8 protein-coding genes are annotated in these 16,606 nt (G+C 42.2%); 7 read left to right on the top strand and 1 reads right to left on the bottom strand.

Going from position 1 to position 16,606, the window contains the following annotated elements; all coding sequences use genetic code 11:
- Positions 1-8 precede the first annotated feature (8 nt).
- From DXC10_RS00580 to DXC10_RS00565, 4 genes are all read left to right on the top strand, one after another.
- Positions 9-2,339, top strand: a complete 2,331-nt coding sequence (locus DXC10_RS00580) for a GH92 family glycosyl hydrolase (protein ID WP_101541815.1) — start codon at positions 9-11, stop codon at positions 2,337-2,339.
- A gap of 24 nt (positions 2,340-2,363) precedes the next feature.
- Complete coding sequence (locus DXC10_RS00575) at positions 2,364-3,812, top strand: sulfatase (protein ID WP_101541814.1); 1,449 nt, start codon at positions 2,364-2,366, stop codon at positions 3,810-3,812.
- Between the two features lie 42 nt (positions 3,813-3,854).
- Positions 3,855-5,372, top strand: coding sequence for a beta-N-acetylhexosaminidase (locus DXC10_RS00570; RefSeq protein ID WP_101541813.1), 1,518 nt, complete (start codon positions 3,855-3,857; stop codon positions 5,370-5,372).
- 84 nt (positions 5,373-5,456) lie between these two features.
- Positions 5,457-5,723 carry an alpha-L-fucosidase C-terminal domain-containing protein gene (locus tag DXC10_RS00565; protein WP_117737166.1) on the top strand — a complete coding sequence of 89 codons (267 nt, stop codon included), beginning with the start codon at positions 5,457-5,459 and terminating at the stop codon, positions 5,721-5,723.
- Between the two features lie 107 nt (positions 5,724-5,830).
- Here the strand turns inward: DXC10_RS00565 and DXC10_RS00560 are convergent, their stop codons facing one another.
- A complete protein-coding gene (locus DXC10_RS00560; RefSeq protein ID WP_101542401.1) occupies positions 5,831-7,408 on the bottom strand; it encodes a glycoside hydrolase family 43 protein in 1,578 nt (525 codons plus the stop codon).
- Positions 7,409-7,649: 241 nt separating this feature from the next.
- Here DXC10_RS00560 and DXC10_RS00555 point away from each other — a divergent pair, with 241 nt between their 5' ends.
- From DXC10_RS00555 to DXC10_RS00545, 3 genes are all read left to right on the top strand, one after another.
- Positions 7,650-9,164, top strand: coding sequence for a cellulase family glycosylhydrolase (locus DXC10_RS00555; RefSeq protein ID WP_117737165.1), 1,515 nt, complete (start codon positions 7,650-7,652; stop codon positions 9,162-9,164).
- A 249-nt stretch (positions 9,165-9,413) separates the two neighbouring features.
- Positions 9,414-13,481, top strand: a complete 4,068-nt coding sequence (locus DXC10_RS00550; protein WP_101542400.1) for a hybrid sensor histidine kinase/response regulator transcription factor — start codon at positions 9,414-9,416, stop codon at positions 13,479-13,481.
- A gap of 135 nt (positions 13,482-13,616) precedes the next feature.
- On the top strand, positions 13,617-16,499 hold the full coding sequence (locus tag DXC10_RS00545) for a TIM-barrel domain-containing protein (RefSeq protein WP_117737164.1): 2,883 nt from the start codon (positions 13,617-13,619) through the stop codon (positions 16,497-16,499).
- Positions 16,500-16,606: the final 107 nt, after the last annotated feature.

Raw genomic sequence — 16,606 nt, 5'->3', positions numbered from 1 at the left:
ATTTTCAAATGAGAAAGATATTCTCTATAGTATGTTTATTTTCTCTTTTATTATCTTTTACAAAGGTTAAGATACAAGATACTGCTATATCTCATCTTTCATCTTATGTCAATCCGTTTGTTGGAGCAACCACGAATACTAAGGATGCTAAAAGTTATCATGGATTAGGAAAAACATTTCCAGGCGTAACGGCACCTTTCGGTATGGTACAAGTAAGCCCAAATACGATTACGGGTGGAGATAACGGAAGTGGATATAGTTATGAGCATACTTCAATAGAAGGGTTTGCTTTCACACAAATGTCTGGTATAGGTTGGTATGGCGATTTGGGTAACTTTTTGGTGATGCCGACAATTGGAAAACTGAAAACCTTTGCTGGAACTTTGGATAATCCGGATGAAGGATATCGTTCTCGTTATGATAAACACAGTGAAGTGGCTTTTGCTGGATATTATTCTGTTGCCCTAACTGATTATGGAATTCATGCGGAAATGACGGCGTTACCCCATAGTGGTATGCTACGTTTCACTTTCCCAAAAAGTAGAGATGCGCATATTCAAATAGACCTGGCGCGGCGTGTCGGTGGAACTTCTGTAAAACAATATGTTGAGGTGGTAAATGACCATACTATAAAGGGTTGGATGAAGTGTCCTCCCGAAGGCGGAGGTTGGGGAAATGGTAACGGTAAAGCAGACTATACGGTGTATTTCTTTGCTGAATTTTCTAAATCTTTCAAATCTCATGGTATCTGGACAGCTGATATACCTGACAGTTGTAATCGGAAACGTGAAGATATAGAAAGTGAAAACTATCGTAATTTAATACGCCAATCCAAAGTTATTCCTTCTGCGATTGTTTATGAAGGAAAGCATATCGGATTCTATGCCGATTTTGATACCCGGAAGGATGAAAAGATTATTCTGAAAAGTGGAATTTCATTTACTTGTATGGAGAATGCGGAAGAAAATCTGTATACAGAAATGAAAGGTTGGGATTTTGATAAAGTATATAGAACCTGTACCGAACTGTGGGATAAAGAATTGGCAAAGATAACTGTCGAAGGAGGTACTGAGGAAGAAAAAGCCATCTTTTATACAGCCTTATATCATACTTTAATCGATCCACGTATTTGCAGTGATGTAAATGGGGAATATTGGGGGGCTGATAATCAAGTTCATCGGACTGAAAGCTTTAATAAGCGTACGATATTCAGTGGTTGGGATGTTTTTCGTAGTCAAATGCCTTTGCAGACTTTGATAAATCCTGCCTTAGTGAATGATTTAATCAACTCATTGGTCGAGATTGGAGAACAAAGTGGAAAGAAATATTTGGAACGTTGGGAGTTTTTGAATGCCTATTCTGGATGTATGATTGGAAATCCGGCAATTTCGGTTCTATGTGATGCCTGTTCTAAGGGCATACATAATTACGATATAGAAAAGGCTTATCAGTATGCTTTGAATACTTCTAAATTGTTTGCTAATAATGAACATGGTTTTACTTCCGATAAAAAGAGTGTATCCAAAACTTTGGAATATGCTTATTCCGACTGGTGTATGGCTCGTTTGGCAGAATGGTTAGATAAAAAGGAAGATAGTGCCTATTTTGATAAACGTGCTCAATCTTATACTACCGTGTTTGATCCTGATTTTGGTTGGTTCCGCCCGCGTGATGTGGATGGTAATTTTATGCCATTGCCCGAAACAGATCGCTTAGATAAATGGTATGGTTATGGTTGTGTAGAAAGTAATGTTTTCCAGCAAGGATGGTTTGTTCCCCATGATGTGCCAGGTTTAGTCTGTTTATTGGGTGGTCGTGATAAGGCTCTGGTTAAATTGAATGAGATGTTTGAGAAGGCTCCTCGTGATTATCTTTGGAATTCCTACTATAACCATGCTAATGAACCAGTACATCACATGCCTTTTTTGTTTAATCATTTAGGGACTCCCTGGCTCACTCAAAAGTGGACGCGTGATATATGTCGGAATGCCTATCATAATTCAGTGAATGGCTTGGTCGGGAATGAGGACGTAGGACAAATGTCCGCGTGGTATGTTCTGGCTGCTGTTGGTATTCATCCGATATGTCCCGGTGATACCCGTTATGAAATAACCAGTCCAGTTTTCAATAAGGTAGATATAAAGTTGGACTCTCGGTATGCTTCCGGTACGCAGTTTACTATAGAGGCAGTCAATAATAGTCCTGAGAATATATATATTCAAAACGCCGTACTCAATGGAAAACCTTATCACAAGTGCTATCTGACACATGATGATATTGTACGAGGAGGAAAATTAATTCTCACAATGGGGGCATGCTCTACTGAGTGGGGACATTAATTATGGCTTAACTTTAAACTTAATATGATGTTAGAATCTTTTGTCTTTAAGCACTTGTCAGTCAGAACTGTATTACTTTCTACTTCTTTCCTGTATGTTTCTTTTGTACAAGCACAGGAAAAGAAGAATGTATTATTTATCATAGTGGACGATTTGCGTCCTGAACTGGGATGCTATGGTAGCGAAGCAGCTATTACACCCTTCATAGATGGATTGGCAGCTCAATCGGTTATTTTTCAGAATGCCTATTGTAATGTGCCTGTCAGTGGAGCTTCCCGTTCTAGTCTGCTTACCGGAGTTTATCCGGATATAACCCAAAAACGTTTTGTGGATGCCGAAACTTGGTCACAAAAAGATTTACCGGGTGTTATTACTCTTCCGCAAGCTTTTAAGAATGCCGGATACTATACAATGTCCGTGGGTAAAGTGTTTCATCACTTTAATGACCGTACAGACAGTTGGAGTGAATTTCCCTGGATTGTAAGTCCTGCCAGTGGAGACTGGGCGCTGTACAACAAGTGGCATGTGTGGAAAAATGAGATTCCTGAAGAAGAACTGCATCCCCAAAGTCATAGAGGTCCCTATTGCGAAGGGGCGGATGTGCCCGATAGCTGTTATGAAGACAACAAAATTGCCAGGAAAGCTGTAGCCGAACTGGGCAGATTAAAAGAAAAAAAGCAGCCTTTTTTTCTGGCAGTAGGTTTCCGGAAACCTCATTTACCTTTCATTGCTCCCCAAAAGTATTGGGATTTATATGAACGTGAAGATATAAAGATAGCAGATAACCGTTATCGTTCCGAAAACTTACCGGAACAGGTCCAGAATTCCCGTGAGATTTTTCAGTATACTCATGTTGGTAATACTTCTGATGAGGGTTTCCATCGTGAAGCCCGCCATGCTTATTATGCTTGTGTTAGCTTTATAGATACGCAAATAGGTATTGTACTCAATGAACTAAAACGTTTGAATTTGACAGACAATACCATTGTCGTTCTTTTGGGCGATCATGGTTGGCATTTGGGCGAGCATGATTTTTGGGGTAAACATACTTTGTTTAATCAAGCTACGCATGCTCCTTTCATGGTAAGTTATCCGGGTGGTATGCATGGAAGCAGTAGTAGTATAGTGGAGTTTGTAGATATTTATCCCTCTTTATGCGAAGCTTGTGGCATTTCTCAACCCGGGCATTTGCAAGGTCGAAGTTTTTTGCCTACTTTGAAAGATCCGAAAAAGAAACATCGCGATCATGCCTTTATACAATGGGGAAAAGGGGTAAATTTAGTTACATCGGACTATAGTTATGCGCAGTGGTATGATAGTTCACAGAATATTGTAAGCGAAATGTTATTCGATCATCGGAATGATCCGGAAGAGAATAAGAATGTCGCTGGTGAAAATAAATACTGTAAGTTGATAAAAAAGTTTCAGACTGATATAAAGAAGGAACAAGAAGAAACTCTTCCTTTGAAATAGAAATCTAAAAGATCTTTGATTAAATAAAAAAACACAGATATCATGAAAATTATTAGAACTCATCTGTTGGCAGTAGTTCTTTTTCTGCCTGTGCTTACCTTTGCACAAAATATAATTCCTGAACCGGCACAATATCGTCCGGCAAAAGGACAGTTTACATTGACTCCTGCTGAAAATAAAGCATTTGAAATGCAAAATATTCTTCCTGGAAGAGTCGTGCAACGCATAACATCGAGTTGTACAACCAATACCGATGAGGCTTATCGTTTGGAGATCACTTCCGATTCAGTCTTTATTCAGTCTGCTACTTCTACCGGGGCATTTCGTGCGGAGGAAACTTTAAAACAACTCTTGCGCTCAGGAAAAGGTATTGCGAAGGCTTGTGTCATTAATGATGAACCTCGTTATAGTTGGCGTGGATTTATGCTTGATGAAAGCCGCCATTTCTTTGGAAAAGAGAAAGTCAAACAATTGCTCGATGTTATGTCTTCTCTCCGTCTGAATGTTTTTCATTGGCATCTGACGGATGAGCCGGGTTGGCGTATTGAAATCAAGAAATATCCGTTATTGACGAAGATTGGTGCAAAAGGCAACTGGCACGATCCGGAAGCACCTGCAACTTTCTACACACAGGAAGATATTAGAGAGGTGGTTACCTATGCTGCCGCACGTCATATAATGGTAGTACCGGAATTTGATATGCCCGGACATGCTGCTGCTGTTTGCCGTGCTTATCCAGAGTTATCCGGTGGCGGTGAAGGTCGGTGGAAAGGTTTTACTTTTCATCCCTGTAAAGAAGAAACCTTTCGTTTCATCAGTGACGTGCTGGATGAACTTATCACCTTGTTTCCTTCTCCTTACATTCATATTGGTGGTGATGAAGTACATTTCGGTAATCAGAGTTGGTTTACCGATCCACAGATACAGCAATTTATCAAAGACAAACAATTGTTGAATGAAACTGGGTTGGAGCAATATTTTGTGCGCCGTGTAGCAGATATTGTAGCTTCTAAAGGTAAAATCATGATTGGCTGGGACGAAATTGTAGATGCCGGTGTGTCGCCAGACAAAGCTGTAGTAATGTGGTGGCGTCACGATCGTCGTCATCAATTATTGAAGGCATTGGAGGCGGGCTATCGTGTCATAATGACTCCTCGTCGCCCTATGTATGGCGATTTTGTGCAATATTCCACACACTCAGTTGGACGCTACTGGGACGGATATAATCCGATTGTCGATGTCTTCTCTTTCCCGCAACCGATAGAACATCTGCTTAAAGGATATGAAAAACAAATTATGGGTATGCAATTCTCTCTTTGGACTGAACGTGTTGCTGATGTAAAACGTTTGGACTTTATGGTCTTCCCGCGTCTCATTGCCCTTGCCGAAGCTGCTTGGACACCTGGTGTACGCAAAGATTATAGTCGGTTTATGCGACGATTGCCCTCTTTCCTGCGTTGGCTCGATACCAAAGACATTTACTATTTCGATCCGTTTGCTCCTGAAAGACGGCCGGAACCCACCGCTCCCGAGAAAGAAGATGTGCTGCAGAATGGATGACAATCCTGGGAGGTTTACAGTGAAGACAATAATGAAAAAAGTTATCGGGTATCAGCTGAGTTTGCAGGTAAGCAAATAGATGCCGTGTATGATGATACACCTCAAAATCTGGTACAGGATATCCGCTTCACCCAAAAGGGGCAGACATTATATGTGATTGAAGTATTCGTAAAAACTTTGCAAAAGACTAAATATCCTGCGAAAGCGTTGTCTTTATTAGGGTGCGAGTCACGGATACAGTGGAAACAGGATAAGAAGGGCGTGAAGATTACGTTGCCAGAGTCAGTAAGGCAGCAGGACAATACAATTCCGGCTTATGTATTTACGGTGGAATTAGCGAATAATAAATGAGAATATAATAAGAAGAAGTAAAACTTCCTGTTTTGAAGCGAAGAACTCTTTTTCCGTGGAATATCGGGAAAGAATTCTTCGCTTTGTTTTATTGGTTGGGATATCTGTTATTCTTTCACCTTTTCATAATCAAAATACCTGAAGTCGGCAGTTCCCTTTGATGTCGTATCACCCGCCACGGCATACAACCCCAACAAGATACCTGTGAAACCACCTGCTGTTTCTGTACTGATGTAACGGGTATTTATCTTTCCCAATTCTCGGAAGTTTTTTCCGTCTGTGGCATATTCAAAGATATAAAGCTCATTGTTTCCTTTTACACGGAGTTGTACCTCTTTACCTTGAGGAAGAATAATCTCTTTCTCGGTGTGGGTAAGTATATTTAGTTGATAACGTAGGGATACGGCTTGCTTGCCGTCCGGTAGTTGTTTCACAAAGAGGTCGTAATGCGATGGTTCGAACATATAAACGGTGAGTCCGGCTTCATCACCTTCGATAGCTTTCTGTAATTGTACGGAAGTGGTGGCGATGAAGTTGATATCCTCTTGTCGGCGACCTATGAAAGTGGGGCTGTCATCATTGGCATTCAAGCTTACAGGGGTAGCTTTCAGCCGGAGTTTGTCTGAAGTGAACGTGTAGTTCTCAGGATGATAGTTACGGATATATATCCATTCAGGACTTAATTTCCCGTTTTTGAAATTAGTACGTACAGGTTGGGTCGTAAAAGGTTGTTGAGGCAGGGTAGGCACATCCATTTGTAACTTGATTGTTCCATCACCGTTTACTACAGGCCAGGCATTTGTTTCCCAACATACCGGGGCGAGGAAAGTTTCACGTCCCAAAAGATGATGCATACCGCTTTGCGGGCGGAAAGCGAGACATACCATCCACCAACTTCCGTCGGGAGCTTGCACAAGATCGGCATGTCCGGTGCCTTGTATCGGGTTGCTTTGCGCATTTTTGTTGATATGCGTTAGGATGGGATTTGCGGGATTACTGTCGTAAGGGCCTTCGATGTTACGGCTTCGGGCAATGGTGACTTTGTGCCCGTATTCCGTTCCGCCTTCCGATATCAGCAGATAATACCAGCCATCTTTCTTGTAGATATGTGGTCCTTCGGGATGGCGTCCGCCTGTACCGTTCCAGATACGTTTGGATGGCGTCAACTGTTCTCCCGTCATCGGGTTGATCTCACTTAACCAGATGCCTATGTCGGGATTACTGACCAGATAACATTTATCATTCTCAAAATAAAGCGAAGGGTCGATACCTTCTTGTTTCAGCCAGACGGGTTCAGACCATTCGCCATGCGGGTCGGTGGTATGAACAATGAAATTACCTTTATCCGAAACATTGGTGGTAATCATATAGAACATGCCGTCATTATACCGGATAGTGGGGGCATAGATGCCACCCCATGCACTGGCGCCATCAAGTTTTAATTGCGAAGGACGAGTCAGGCAATGTCCTATCTGTTCCCAATGGATGAGATCTTTGCTATGAAACAGCGGTACGCCGGGGAAATATTGAAAACTGCTGTTAACCAAATAGAAATCATCACCTGCACGGCAAACGCTCGGGTCAGGATGAAATCCGGGAATTACAGGGTTTTGAAAACCTTGTTGGCTTTGAGAGAAAACGGATAGGCTGATTACCAGTCCGAGAAATAACATCATCTTTCTCATAATGTACATTGTGTTTTTAATAGTTTATCAGATGAAAGGATAACTTCTTTTCTCACAAATATAGGGCATTTCGGAGGGATTGGCAAGTAGTTTGGTGGAGGTATCCCTTAATAATAACCATTTATCCCATACCGGTAACAAATGATACCCTTCCGGGTAACATATCATCGATCTGGTGTGTGGGTTTTCCGTTACCTTTGCCTTCAGTGAGATTAACCGTTAAAGCATAATACGTAAAAACATGAAGAATATCATTAAAAAGTCCAATGCCTGTCTGACATTTATAGCTTTCTCTTTTTTCTTATTAGTTGCGGCGTGTTCCAGTGACGATGAACAGGTGGAACCGGTAGTTAAAATTCCCGATACAGTATTAAGCTCCGGAATGACTTTTGCCGGAACAGAGGGTATGCAGATATTGAGTATACAAACTAATGTAACATTAGAAGTGACTTCTGATAAGGATTGGTGTACTGTAACCTATAAAAATACAACTGCCCATGGAATTGCTTCCTATCAAGTAAAGTTGGATGCTAATCCTGATGCGACGGAACGCACGGCTTCTATTATGGTAAAAGTGAATGATACAAAGATAGGGACAATCAATGTTGTCCAAGAAGTTGCTCTCTTGGAACCGACACCTGATCCGGAACCAGGTCCACTTCCTGATATCGGGATGAACAGTGATGCTAAGGTATTAGCTGCCAAGATGTATGCTGGTATTAATATAGGTAATACTTTGGAAGTACCCAAAGGTCAAGACTGGGGTAACAATGCAACCGTTTCGGCGGCTTATATCAATGGGTTGAAAAAACTCGGTTTCAATGCAGTCCGCATCCCTTGTGCATGGAGTTCTCATGCAGATGTATCTACTTATCAGATAGATGCGGAATGGCTCGATAAAGTGGCTGAGGCGGTAAATCTTTGTATCTTGAATGACATGTATGCCATTATCAATATCCACTGGGATGGCGGTTGGCTCGAAGATAATATTCTTGGTGGTTACAGTGAAGTAATCAATGCAAAGCAAAAGGCGTTATGGACACAGATTGCCACTAAATTCAAAGAGCATGATGAGCATCTGCTTTTTGCAGGATGTAACGAGCCGGGAATGAATGAAACCAGTAACGGGACAGGGTTTAAAGCGGCTTCCGTAGAGACTATTATGAAATATGAGCAGACATTTGTGGATGCCGTACGTGCCACAGGTGGAAATAACGCATCACGCTGCCTTATTGTGCAAGGACCTGCTACAAGAATATCAGATACTTGTAATGATGGATACGGTTTTTCAATGCCTACAGATGACGTCCCTAATCGCCTGATGCTGGAAGTTCATTTCTACGATCCCTATAATTTCTGTTTGATGGAGAAAGATGAGAGTTGGGGTAAAACATTCTGGTATTGGGGTGAACCGAATCGCGTAAGTGGATCGGAGCATAATCCTATCTGGGGAGAAGAAGAGTATGTGAAAGAGCAGTTCCAACTGCTGAAGATCCACTTTGTAGATAAAGGTTATCCGGTGATTATCGGCGAATACAGTGCGATGAAACGTACGGTCGCCGAAAATCAGGAGAAACATAATCAGAGTCGTGCCTATTGGAATGAGATCATTACTCGTGAAGCGAAAAATCATGGTATTGTGCCTTTTTACTGGGAAACAAATGGAGATATAAACCGTAGTACCGGCAAAGCGAGAGAAGTTTATGCCATTGATGGCATTATGAAAGGAGCTGCTGCGGGTACGTACCCTTATTGATTTGAAGATAATGGTATTAGTTCAATAAAGGTTTCATCATAAGTTATCTAAGGATTATAGATTGTTAATACAGGTTTTTTTTTGATTGGTTCGGGGGGGTATATCCGTGATGGAGGTGCTCCCTCATTTCGTCCCCCGGATAGTAAATATCCGGTATTGAATGATACTAAAAATAACATCATCTCTTGCTTATCCGCCTGCTTTTTGCTTCATTTGCAAGAGAATAGAATTGTTCCTATATCTGATATTATGAAGAGAATACAAATATTCATCCTATGGGTCATGGTGCTGTACTTACCTGTTGCAGCCCACGACTATATGTTCAAACATCTGGAAGTAAAAGACGGACTTTCCAATAATCAGGTTAATTCCATTTACAAAGATTCCAACGGTTTTATGTGGTTTGGTACAGCTTCGGGGCTGAACCGGTATGACGGTTATAGTATTAAAGTCTATCGTAGTAGGCAAGATGATGAGAAGTCCTTGCCGGACAGCTATATAGAGAAAATACAGGAAGATGCGGCAGGAAACCTTTGGTTGGAAACAGGAGCGGGTTATGCCATCTATAACAGTGTTTCGGATGATTTCAACCGTGATGTGGAAACGTGGATGTGGAATATTGGCATTGTGGGAAGACCTACTCTTATTTATATCGATAAGGAGAAAGACTTCTGGATATATGTGATGGGCAAGGGTGTCTATCGGTATAAAATGGGTGATAAGGATGCTGAAATCGTAAAAATAGCTGATAAGAAGTTCCTGTCGACAGAAATTACCGATATCATTGAATGTAGTGAAGGTATCTTGCTGGTTAATGTGAACGGTGTGATAGCTTGTATTGACAATGAGAAACTGGAACCTAAATGGATGAACGAGGATATTGCGGAAGAATGGGGTAATGGCCGGAACATTGTTTTTACTTTTTTCGTGGACCGTAACGAGCGGGTATGGATATACAGTATAGAAGGAATGTGGATTTATAGCCTTTCAGGAAAGGTTTGGGAGTCACGTTCCATCAGAGGAGATACTTACGATGCCGTGCGGGCTTTGGCGCAGGATAAAAACGGACGGATATGGGTGGGACGAGATCAGGATGGCATTGAAGTGATTGATGAGGATGCCGTTCACCTAAAATTGGTGAATGATGCCGGTAATGACCGTACCTTATCCAATAATACGATTACGGCGCTCTATGAAGATGCTTCAGGTACAATGTGGGTGGGTACTTATAAGAAAGGTGTTTCATTCTATAACGAGAGTGCCTTTAAATTCGGTAACGTCAATGTGGGAGACGTCAACTGTGTGGAAGACGGTAAAAATAATATTGTTTGGTTGGGAACCAACGATACGGGGTTGGTGCGTTGGAATATGGAGACGGGAGAGCGGAAAGTCTTTTCGCATATGGCCGATACAAACTCTATTTCCAGTAATGTGGTTGTTTGTCTGTTGCAAGGTAGTGACGGTAAATTATGGATAGGGACCTTTTGGGGTGGATTGAACTGTTACGATGGTAATCGCTTTATTCATTATCGTGCAGGTAAAGGGCATGGAGAAGAAAATACGCTGGTTTATGATAATGTTTGGGCTTTGGCGGAAGATGCCGAAGGCCATATCTGGATTGGTACACTGGGGGGAGGTATACAATGCCTGCACCCTACAACCGGTAATTTTGAAACGTATTATACAGGTAACTCTGATTTGGTATCTGATTATATCTCTTCCATTTGTGTGGGGCGTAATCATACGCTGATTATCGGAACCTCGGCAGGTATGGCTATCATGGATTTGAATACGAGGAAGATAACCAACTTTACGGGAACAAAGTCGGGGAAGGAACGGTTTTCCAATCAGAATATAAGCCAAGTCTATGAAGATAGTCGCGGTCTGCTTTGGGTAGCTACGCGTGAGGGACTCAATGTATATGATCCGAAACAGGATGAAATTTACGAAGTACCTATCAAACCGGATTTTTCTAGACTGTTTATACTGGGGCTTACGGAAGATGATAATAGAAGCATGTGGGTCAGTACGGGTGGGGAACTGATTAATGTCGTACCGTCTGCCGATGCAAAATCGGGACAACTCACTTTCCGCTGTTATACCTATAACGATAAGGACGGACTGCAAAGTTGTGACTTCAATCAACGTTCGCTTAAACGGTTACATACGGGAGAGATTGTGGTAGGTGGTTTGTATGGTTTGAACCGCTTCAATCCCGATAATATCAAGTATAACCATACTTTACCCAAAGTAATGTTTACCGGTTTCCAACTGTTCAATAGAGAGGTGGAGGTAGGTGAAGAATGTGACGGACGGATTATCTTGCCGGGAACATTGAACCATGTTCAAGAAATAATATTGGACTATAAACAGAATGTATTTACGGTTCTGTTTGCCTCGGATAATTATGTATTACCGGACAAGACCCGGTATTTTTATAAGCTCGAAGGTTTTAATGAAGACTGGTTGGAGGAAACTGCGAATATGCACCGGGTGACTTATACCAATCTGGCTCCCGGCACTTATACATTGAAAGTAAAGGCTACCAATAGCGATGGGTATGCCGGGACGGAAGAGGCAAGTTTGAAGATTGTGATTTTGCCGCCTTTCTGGATGACTCCATGGGCATACACATGCTATGTCCTTTTATTTATCGGCATAGTATGCCTGTCGCTCTATGCCATACAGCGCAGAGAGCGTAATAAATTCAAAATACGCCAGATGGAACAGGATGCCAAGAAGAACGAGGAAGTCAACCAAATGAAATTCCGTTTCTTTACCAATGTCAGCCACGAATTACGTACACCGTTGACGTTGATTATTTCACCGTTGGAGGGTATTATTAAAGAAACTATGGATGAAAAACGATTGGAAAAACTAAGACTGATGCACCGTAATGCATTGCGGTTGTTGACTTTGGTAAATCAATTGCTTGACTTTCGTAAAAATGAGATGGCAGGTCTGCATCTAAGCCTTTCGGAAGGGGATGTTGTGGCTTATGTCCGTAATATTTGTAGTTCTTTCCTTATGCTTTCGGAGAAGAAGAACGTACATCTCACTTTCTTTTCTGCCGTAGACTATCTGAATATGGCTTTCGATGAGGATAAGTTGGGAAAAGTGGTAATGAACTTATTGTCCAATGCTTTCAAGTTTACGCCGGAGGGCGGACGTGTGGATGTATCGATTGATGTCCTGAAAGAAACTCCTGAAATGCTGGAAATAAAGGTTTCCGATACGGGTATTGGTATCAGTGATGTAAATAAGGAGCGCATCTTCGAACGTTTCTACCAAATAGAACAGGAGGGAGAACATAATCAGTCGACGGGCAGTGGTATCGGCCTGAGTCTGGTACGTGATTTTGTAACCCTTCATGGAGGTACGGTACGGGTGTTTGATAATGTCGGTACAGGTAGTGTATTTGTTGTGGATATTCCTGTACAACATAAAGAGGTGGTTCAGGATACTAATAGTCTGTCTTCGCTGACTACTGTGTTTTCCGAAACAGAGGAGGGGGTACCTTCGGGACAAATCCGGGAAGATGTTCTGGCGGAGGCCGAAAAAGAAAAACCTTTGGCACTGATTGTGGATGATAACGAAGATCTTATTATCTTTATGAAAGATGCTCTCAGTCTGTATTTCCGTGTGAAATCTGCCGCTAACGGTCGGGAAGCATGGCAAATAATACCGGATTTGATGCCGGATATTATCGTCAGTGATGTGATGATGCCTGAGATGGATGGAAATGAACTTTGTCGTTGGGTGAAGTCGGACAAGCGTACTTCGGGTATTCCGTTCATCTTACTGACAGCTAAACAGGCGGTGGAGGACAAGGTGGAAGGACTGACTATCGGTGCGGATGATTATGTCACGAAGCCATTTAATGTGGAGGTGTTGGTACTGCGTATGCGTAAGCTGATAGATTTAAGTAAGAAAAATAAGTCACGTACTCATATAGAACCGGAACCGAGCGAGATTGTGATTACCTCGTTGGATGAACAATTGGTGGCAAAAGCTATCAAGTATGTAGAAGATAATATATCTCACCCGGACTTATCGGTAGAGATTTTAAGTCGTGAGTTGGGGATGAGTCGTGTTCAACTCTATAAAAAGCTGTTGCAGATTACAGGTAAGACACCTACGGAATTTATACGAATTATCCGGTTAAAGCGGGCGATGCAATTCCTGCGGGAGAGCCAGTTGAATGTATCGGAGATAGCGTATAATGTAGGCTTCAACAACCCCAAGTATTTTACGAAATATTTCAAGGAAGAATTTGGCGTTTTACCCTCTGTTTTTCAGGAAAAGGAAGGTAAATAACAAAAGATACCCATAAAAGAAACATATTGTCTTTTTATAAATCAAAAAAGCCCTTTCGTCTCAACATCGGAAGGGCTTGCTTATTGGGTATATTGTGTACTTTTACGACGGGAAAATAACTTTAAAAACAATAATATGAAATTGGAAAGCACTTTAATTTGTTTACTTGCCGGATGGTTTCTTACGGCATGTGCCGATAGTGGCTATGAGAAAACCGATAAAGGTATAATTGTAGAAGTGAAACAACAACAGTCTACTGATGTGCGGAAAGTGCGTCTGGAAGTAATGGGCGAGAAACTGATTCATGTATCTGCTACTCCGGAAAAGAATTTCTCGAAAGAAAAGAGCCTGATAGTTATTCCTCAGGAAAATGAAGTAGACTTCAACGTAGAAGACCATAACGATGCCGTTACGGTGAAAACCTCGCAGTTATCTGCCACCGTGTCTAAGGTGACGGGAGAGGTCTGTTTTACAGACGCTGACGGAAGTCAGATTTTGGAGGAGGATCGGCTGGGAAGAAGCTTTACTCCAATCGAGGTGGATGGAACGAAAGCATATACGGTTCGTCAGGTATTCCAGTCTGCCGATGATGAAGCATTCTATGGACTGGGACAGCACCAGGCGGATGAGTTCAACTATAAAGGAAAGAACGAGGAACTGTTTCAATATAATACGAAGGTTTCCGTGCCTTTCATTGTTTCCAATAAAAACTATGGTCTGCTGTGGGACAGCTATTCACTTTGCCGTTTCGGTGACCCACGCGACTATTCGCAACTGGGCAGTGTATTCAAACTCTATGATAAAGAAGGAAAAGAGGGTGCCTTGACAGGTACGTATATTCCTTCTTCTCGGAGCGATGCGGAAACTGTGGTACGCAGAGAAGACTCTCTCTACTTTGAACATTTGGATCGTGAGACACATCTGAATAATGTAGTGAATTTACCGGAAGATTTCCCGCTCATGGGGTCACAAGTGACGTATGAAGGCGAGATAGAACCGTCAGAGAGCGGAATATTCCGTTTTATTCTTTACTATGCCGGATATATGAAGGTATATATCAATGATGAATTGGTGGTTCCCGAACGTTGGCGTACAGCCTGGAACCCGAATAGTTATAAATTTGCCGTTAACTTGGAAGCCGGTAAACGGGTTCCTTTGAAAATAGAATGGATCCCCGACGGATATGTGTCTTACTGTGGACTTCGTGTATTGAGTCCGGTTCCGGCCGAAGAACAGAATAAACTGGCGTGGTGGGGCGAAATGCAGAATGAAATAGATTATTACTTTATTTACGGTGATAATATGGATGAGGTCATCAGCGGTTACCGCACCTTAACCGGTAAGTCCCCAATCATGCCGAAATGGGCGATGGGTTATTGGCAAAGTCGTGAACGGTACAAAACGCAGGATGAAGTTTTGGATGCTTTGAAAGAATTCCGCCGGCGGCAGATACCTATTGATAATATCGTACTCGACTGGAGTTATTGGCCGCAGGATGCGTGGGGTAGTCATGAGTTTGATAAAGCCCGTTTCCCGGATCCGAAAGCAATGGTAGATTCTATCCATGCGATGAATGCGCAGATTATGATTTCCGTATGGCCCAAGTTTTATGCAAGTACGGAACATTATAAAGAATTCGACCAAAACGGTTGGATGTATCAGCAGGCTGTCAAGGATAGCATTCGCGACTGGATTGGTCTCGGTTACATCGGTTCTTTCTACGATGCATATGCCGAGGGAGCACGTAAACTTTTTTGGAAACAAATGGAAGAACATCTTTATCCATTGGGTATTGATGCCTGGTGGATGGATGCCAGCGAACCAAATATACGTGACTGTACGGATATTGAATATCGTAAAGACCTTTGCGGCCCTACAGCTCTCGGTCCTTCCGCCCAGTATTTCAATGCATACGCTTTGATGAATGCCGAAGCTATTTATGACGGACAACGCAGTGTGGATAACGATAAACGTGTATTTCTGCTTACCCGTTCGGGGTTCGCAGGATTACAACGTTATTCTACCGCAACTTGGAGTGGAGATATTGCTACCCGTTGGGAAGATATGAAAGCACAGATTTCCGCAGGACTGAACTTTGCAGTCAGCGGCATTCCTTACTGGACAATGGACATCGGTGGCTTTTGTGTAGAAAAACGCTATGAAGACGGGCAACGTGAGTTTAACGAGACCGGTCGCGAAAATGCCGACTATAGGGAGTGGAGAGAATTGAACACACGTTGGTATCAGTTCGGAGCCTTCTGTCCGTTGTATCGTGCCCATGGCCAGTATCCTTATCGTGAAGTTTGGAATATAGCTCCTGAGGGACATCCTTGTTATAATTCTATCGTTTATTACACGAAGTTACGTTATCGTCTGATGTCATATATCTACTCATTGGCAGGTATGACGTACTTTAATGATTATACGATTATGCGCCCGTTGGTGATGGATTTTACTGCTGATGTGAATGTCAATAATATTGGTGACCAGTTCATGTTTGGTCCTGCTATTATGGTAGCTCCGGTTTATGAATATGGAGCACGCAGCCGTGAAATGTATTTCCCTGCCGGTAATGGTTGGTATGATTTCTATTCCGGTAAATACATTGATGGCAGGCAAAGGCTGACGGTGGATGCGCCTTACGAACGTATCCCGCTCTATATACGTGAGGGAGCTATTATTCCTTACGGTCCGGATATGCAATACAATAATGAGAAACCGGCTTCGGAGATTACTTTGTATGTTTACGGAGGCAAGGATGGCTCATTTACCTTGTATGAGGATGAAGGGGTAAATTATAACTATGAGGAAGGAGCATATGCTACCATATCGTTTATATATAATGATGCCGAAGGTGTTTTGACTATCGGTGACCGTACCGGTGAATTTCCAGGTATGCTGAAAGAACGTTCGTTCAATATCGTGAAGGTGGATAAGAACCGATCGCAGCCGTTTGACTTGGATGTGAAAGGTATTGTAGTTAAGTATGACGGTAAGCAGCGAACAGTGAAACTATAATCTCTTCCTGAAGGTGCTGTAGCTCCCGTTTGAGGAAACTATAGATGGCTCGTGAGGGATATTAAGATGTGTCGCGAGGGATCTATAGTTCTGTCACAAGGGAACTA

Source organism: Bacteroides sp. OM08-11, from assembly GCF_003438665.1.
Lineage (GTDB): Bacteria > Bacteroidota > Bacteroidia > Bacteroidales > Bacteroidaceae > Bacteroides > Bacteroides cutis.
Note: the sequence above shows the minus strand (reverse complement) of the source record. Positions and strands in the feature narration are given on the sequence as shown.

What these genes read in the sequence shown, in the direction of transcription:
- DXC10_RS00550 (WP_101542400.1), top strand. Translation starts at nt 9,414, where the DNA reads ATGAAGAGAATACAAATATTCATCCTATGGGTCATGGTGCTGTACTTA.
- DXC10_RS00545 (WP_117737164.1), top strand. Translation starts at nt 13,617, where the DNA reads ATGAAATTGGAAAGCACTTTAATTTGTTTACTTGCCGGATGGTTTCTT.
- DXC10_RS00580 (WP_101541815.1), top strand. Translation starts at nt 9, where the DNA reads ATGAGAAAGATATTCTCTATAGTATGTTTATTTTCTCTTTTATTATCT.
- DXC10_RS00560 (WP_101542401.1), bottom strand. Translation starts at nt 7,408, where the DNA reads ATGAGAAAGATGATGTTATTTCTCGGACTGGTAATCAGCCTATCCGTT.
- DXC10_RS00575 (WP_101541814.1), top strand. Translation starts at nt 2,364, where the DNA reads ATGATGTTAGAATCTTTTGTCTTTAAGCACTTGTCAGTCAGAACTGTA.
- DXC10_RS00570 (WP_101541813.1), top strand. Translation starts at nt 3,855, where the DNA reads ATGAAAATTATTAGAACTCATCTGTTGGCAGTAGTTCTTTTTCTGCCT.
- DXC10_RS00555 (WP_117737165.1), top strand. Translation starts at nt 7,650, where the DNA reads ATGAAGAATATCATTAAAAAGTCCAATGCCTGTCTGACATTTATAGCT.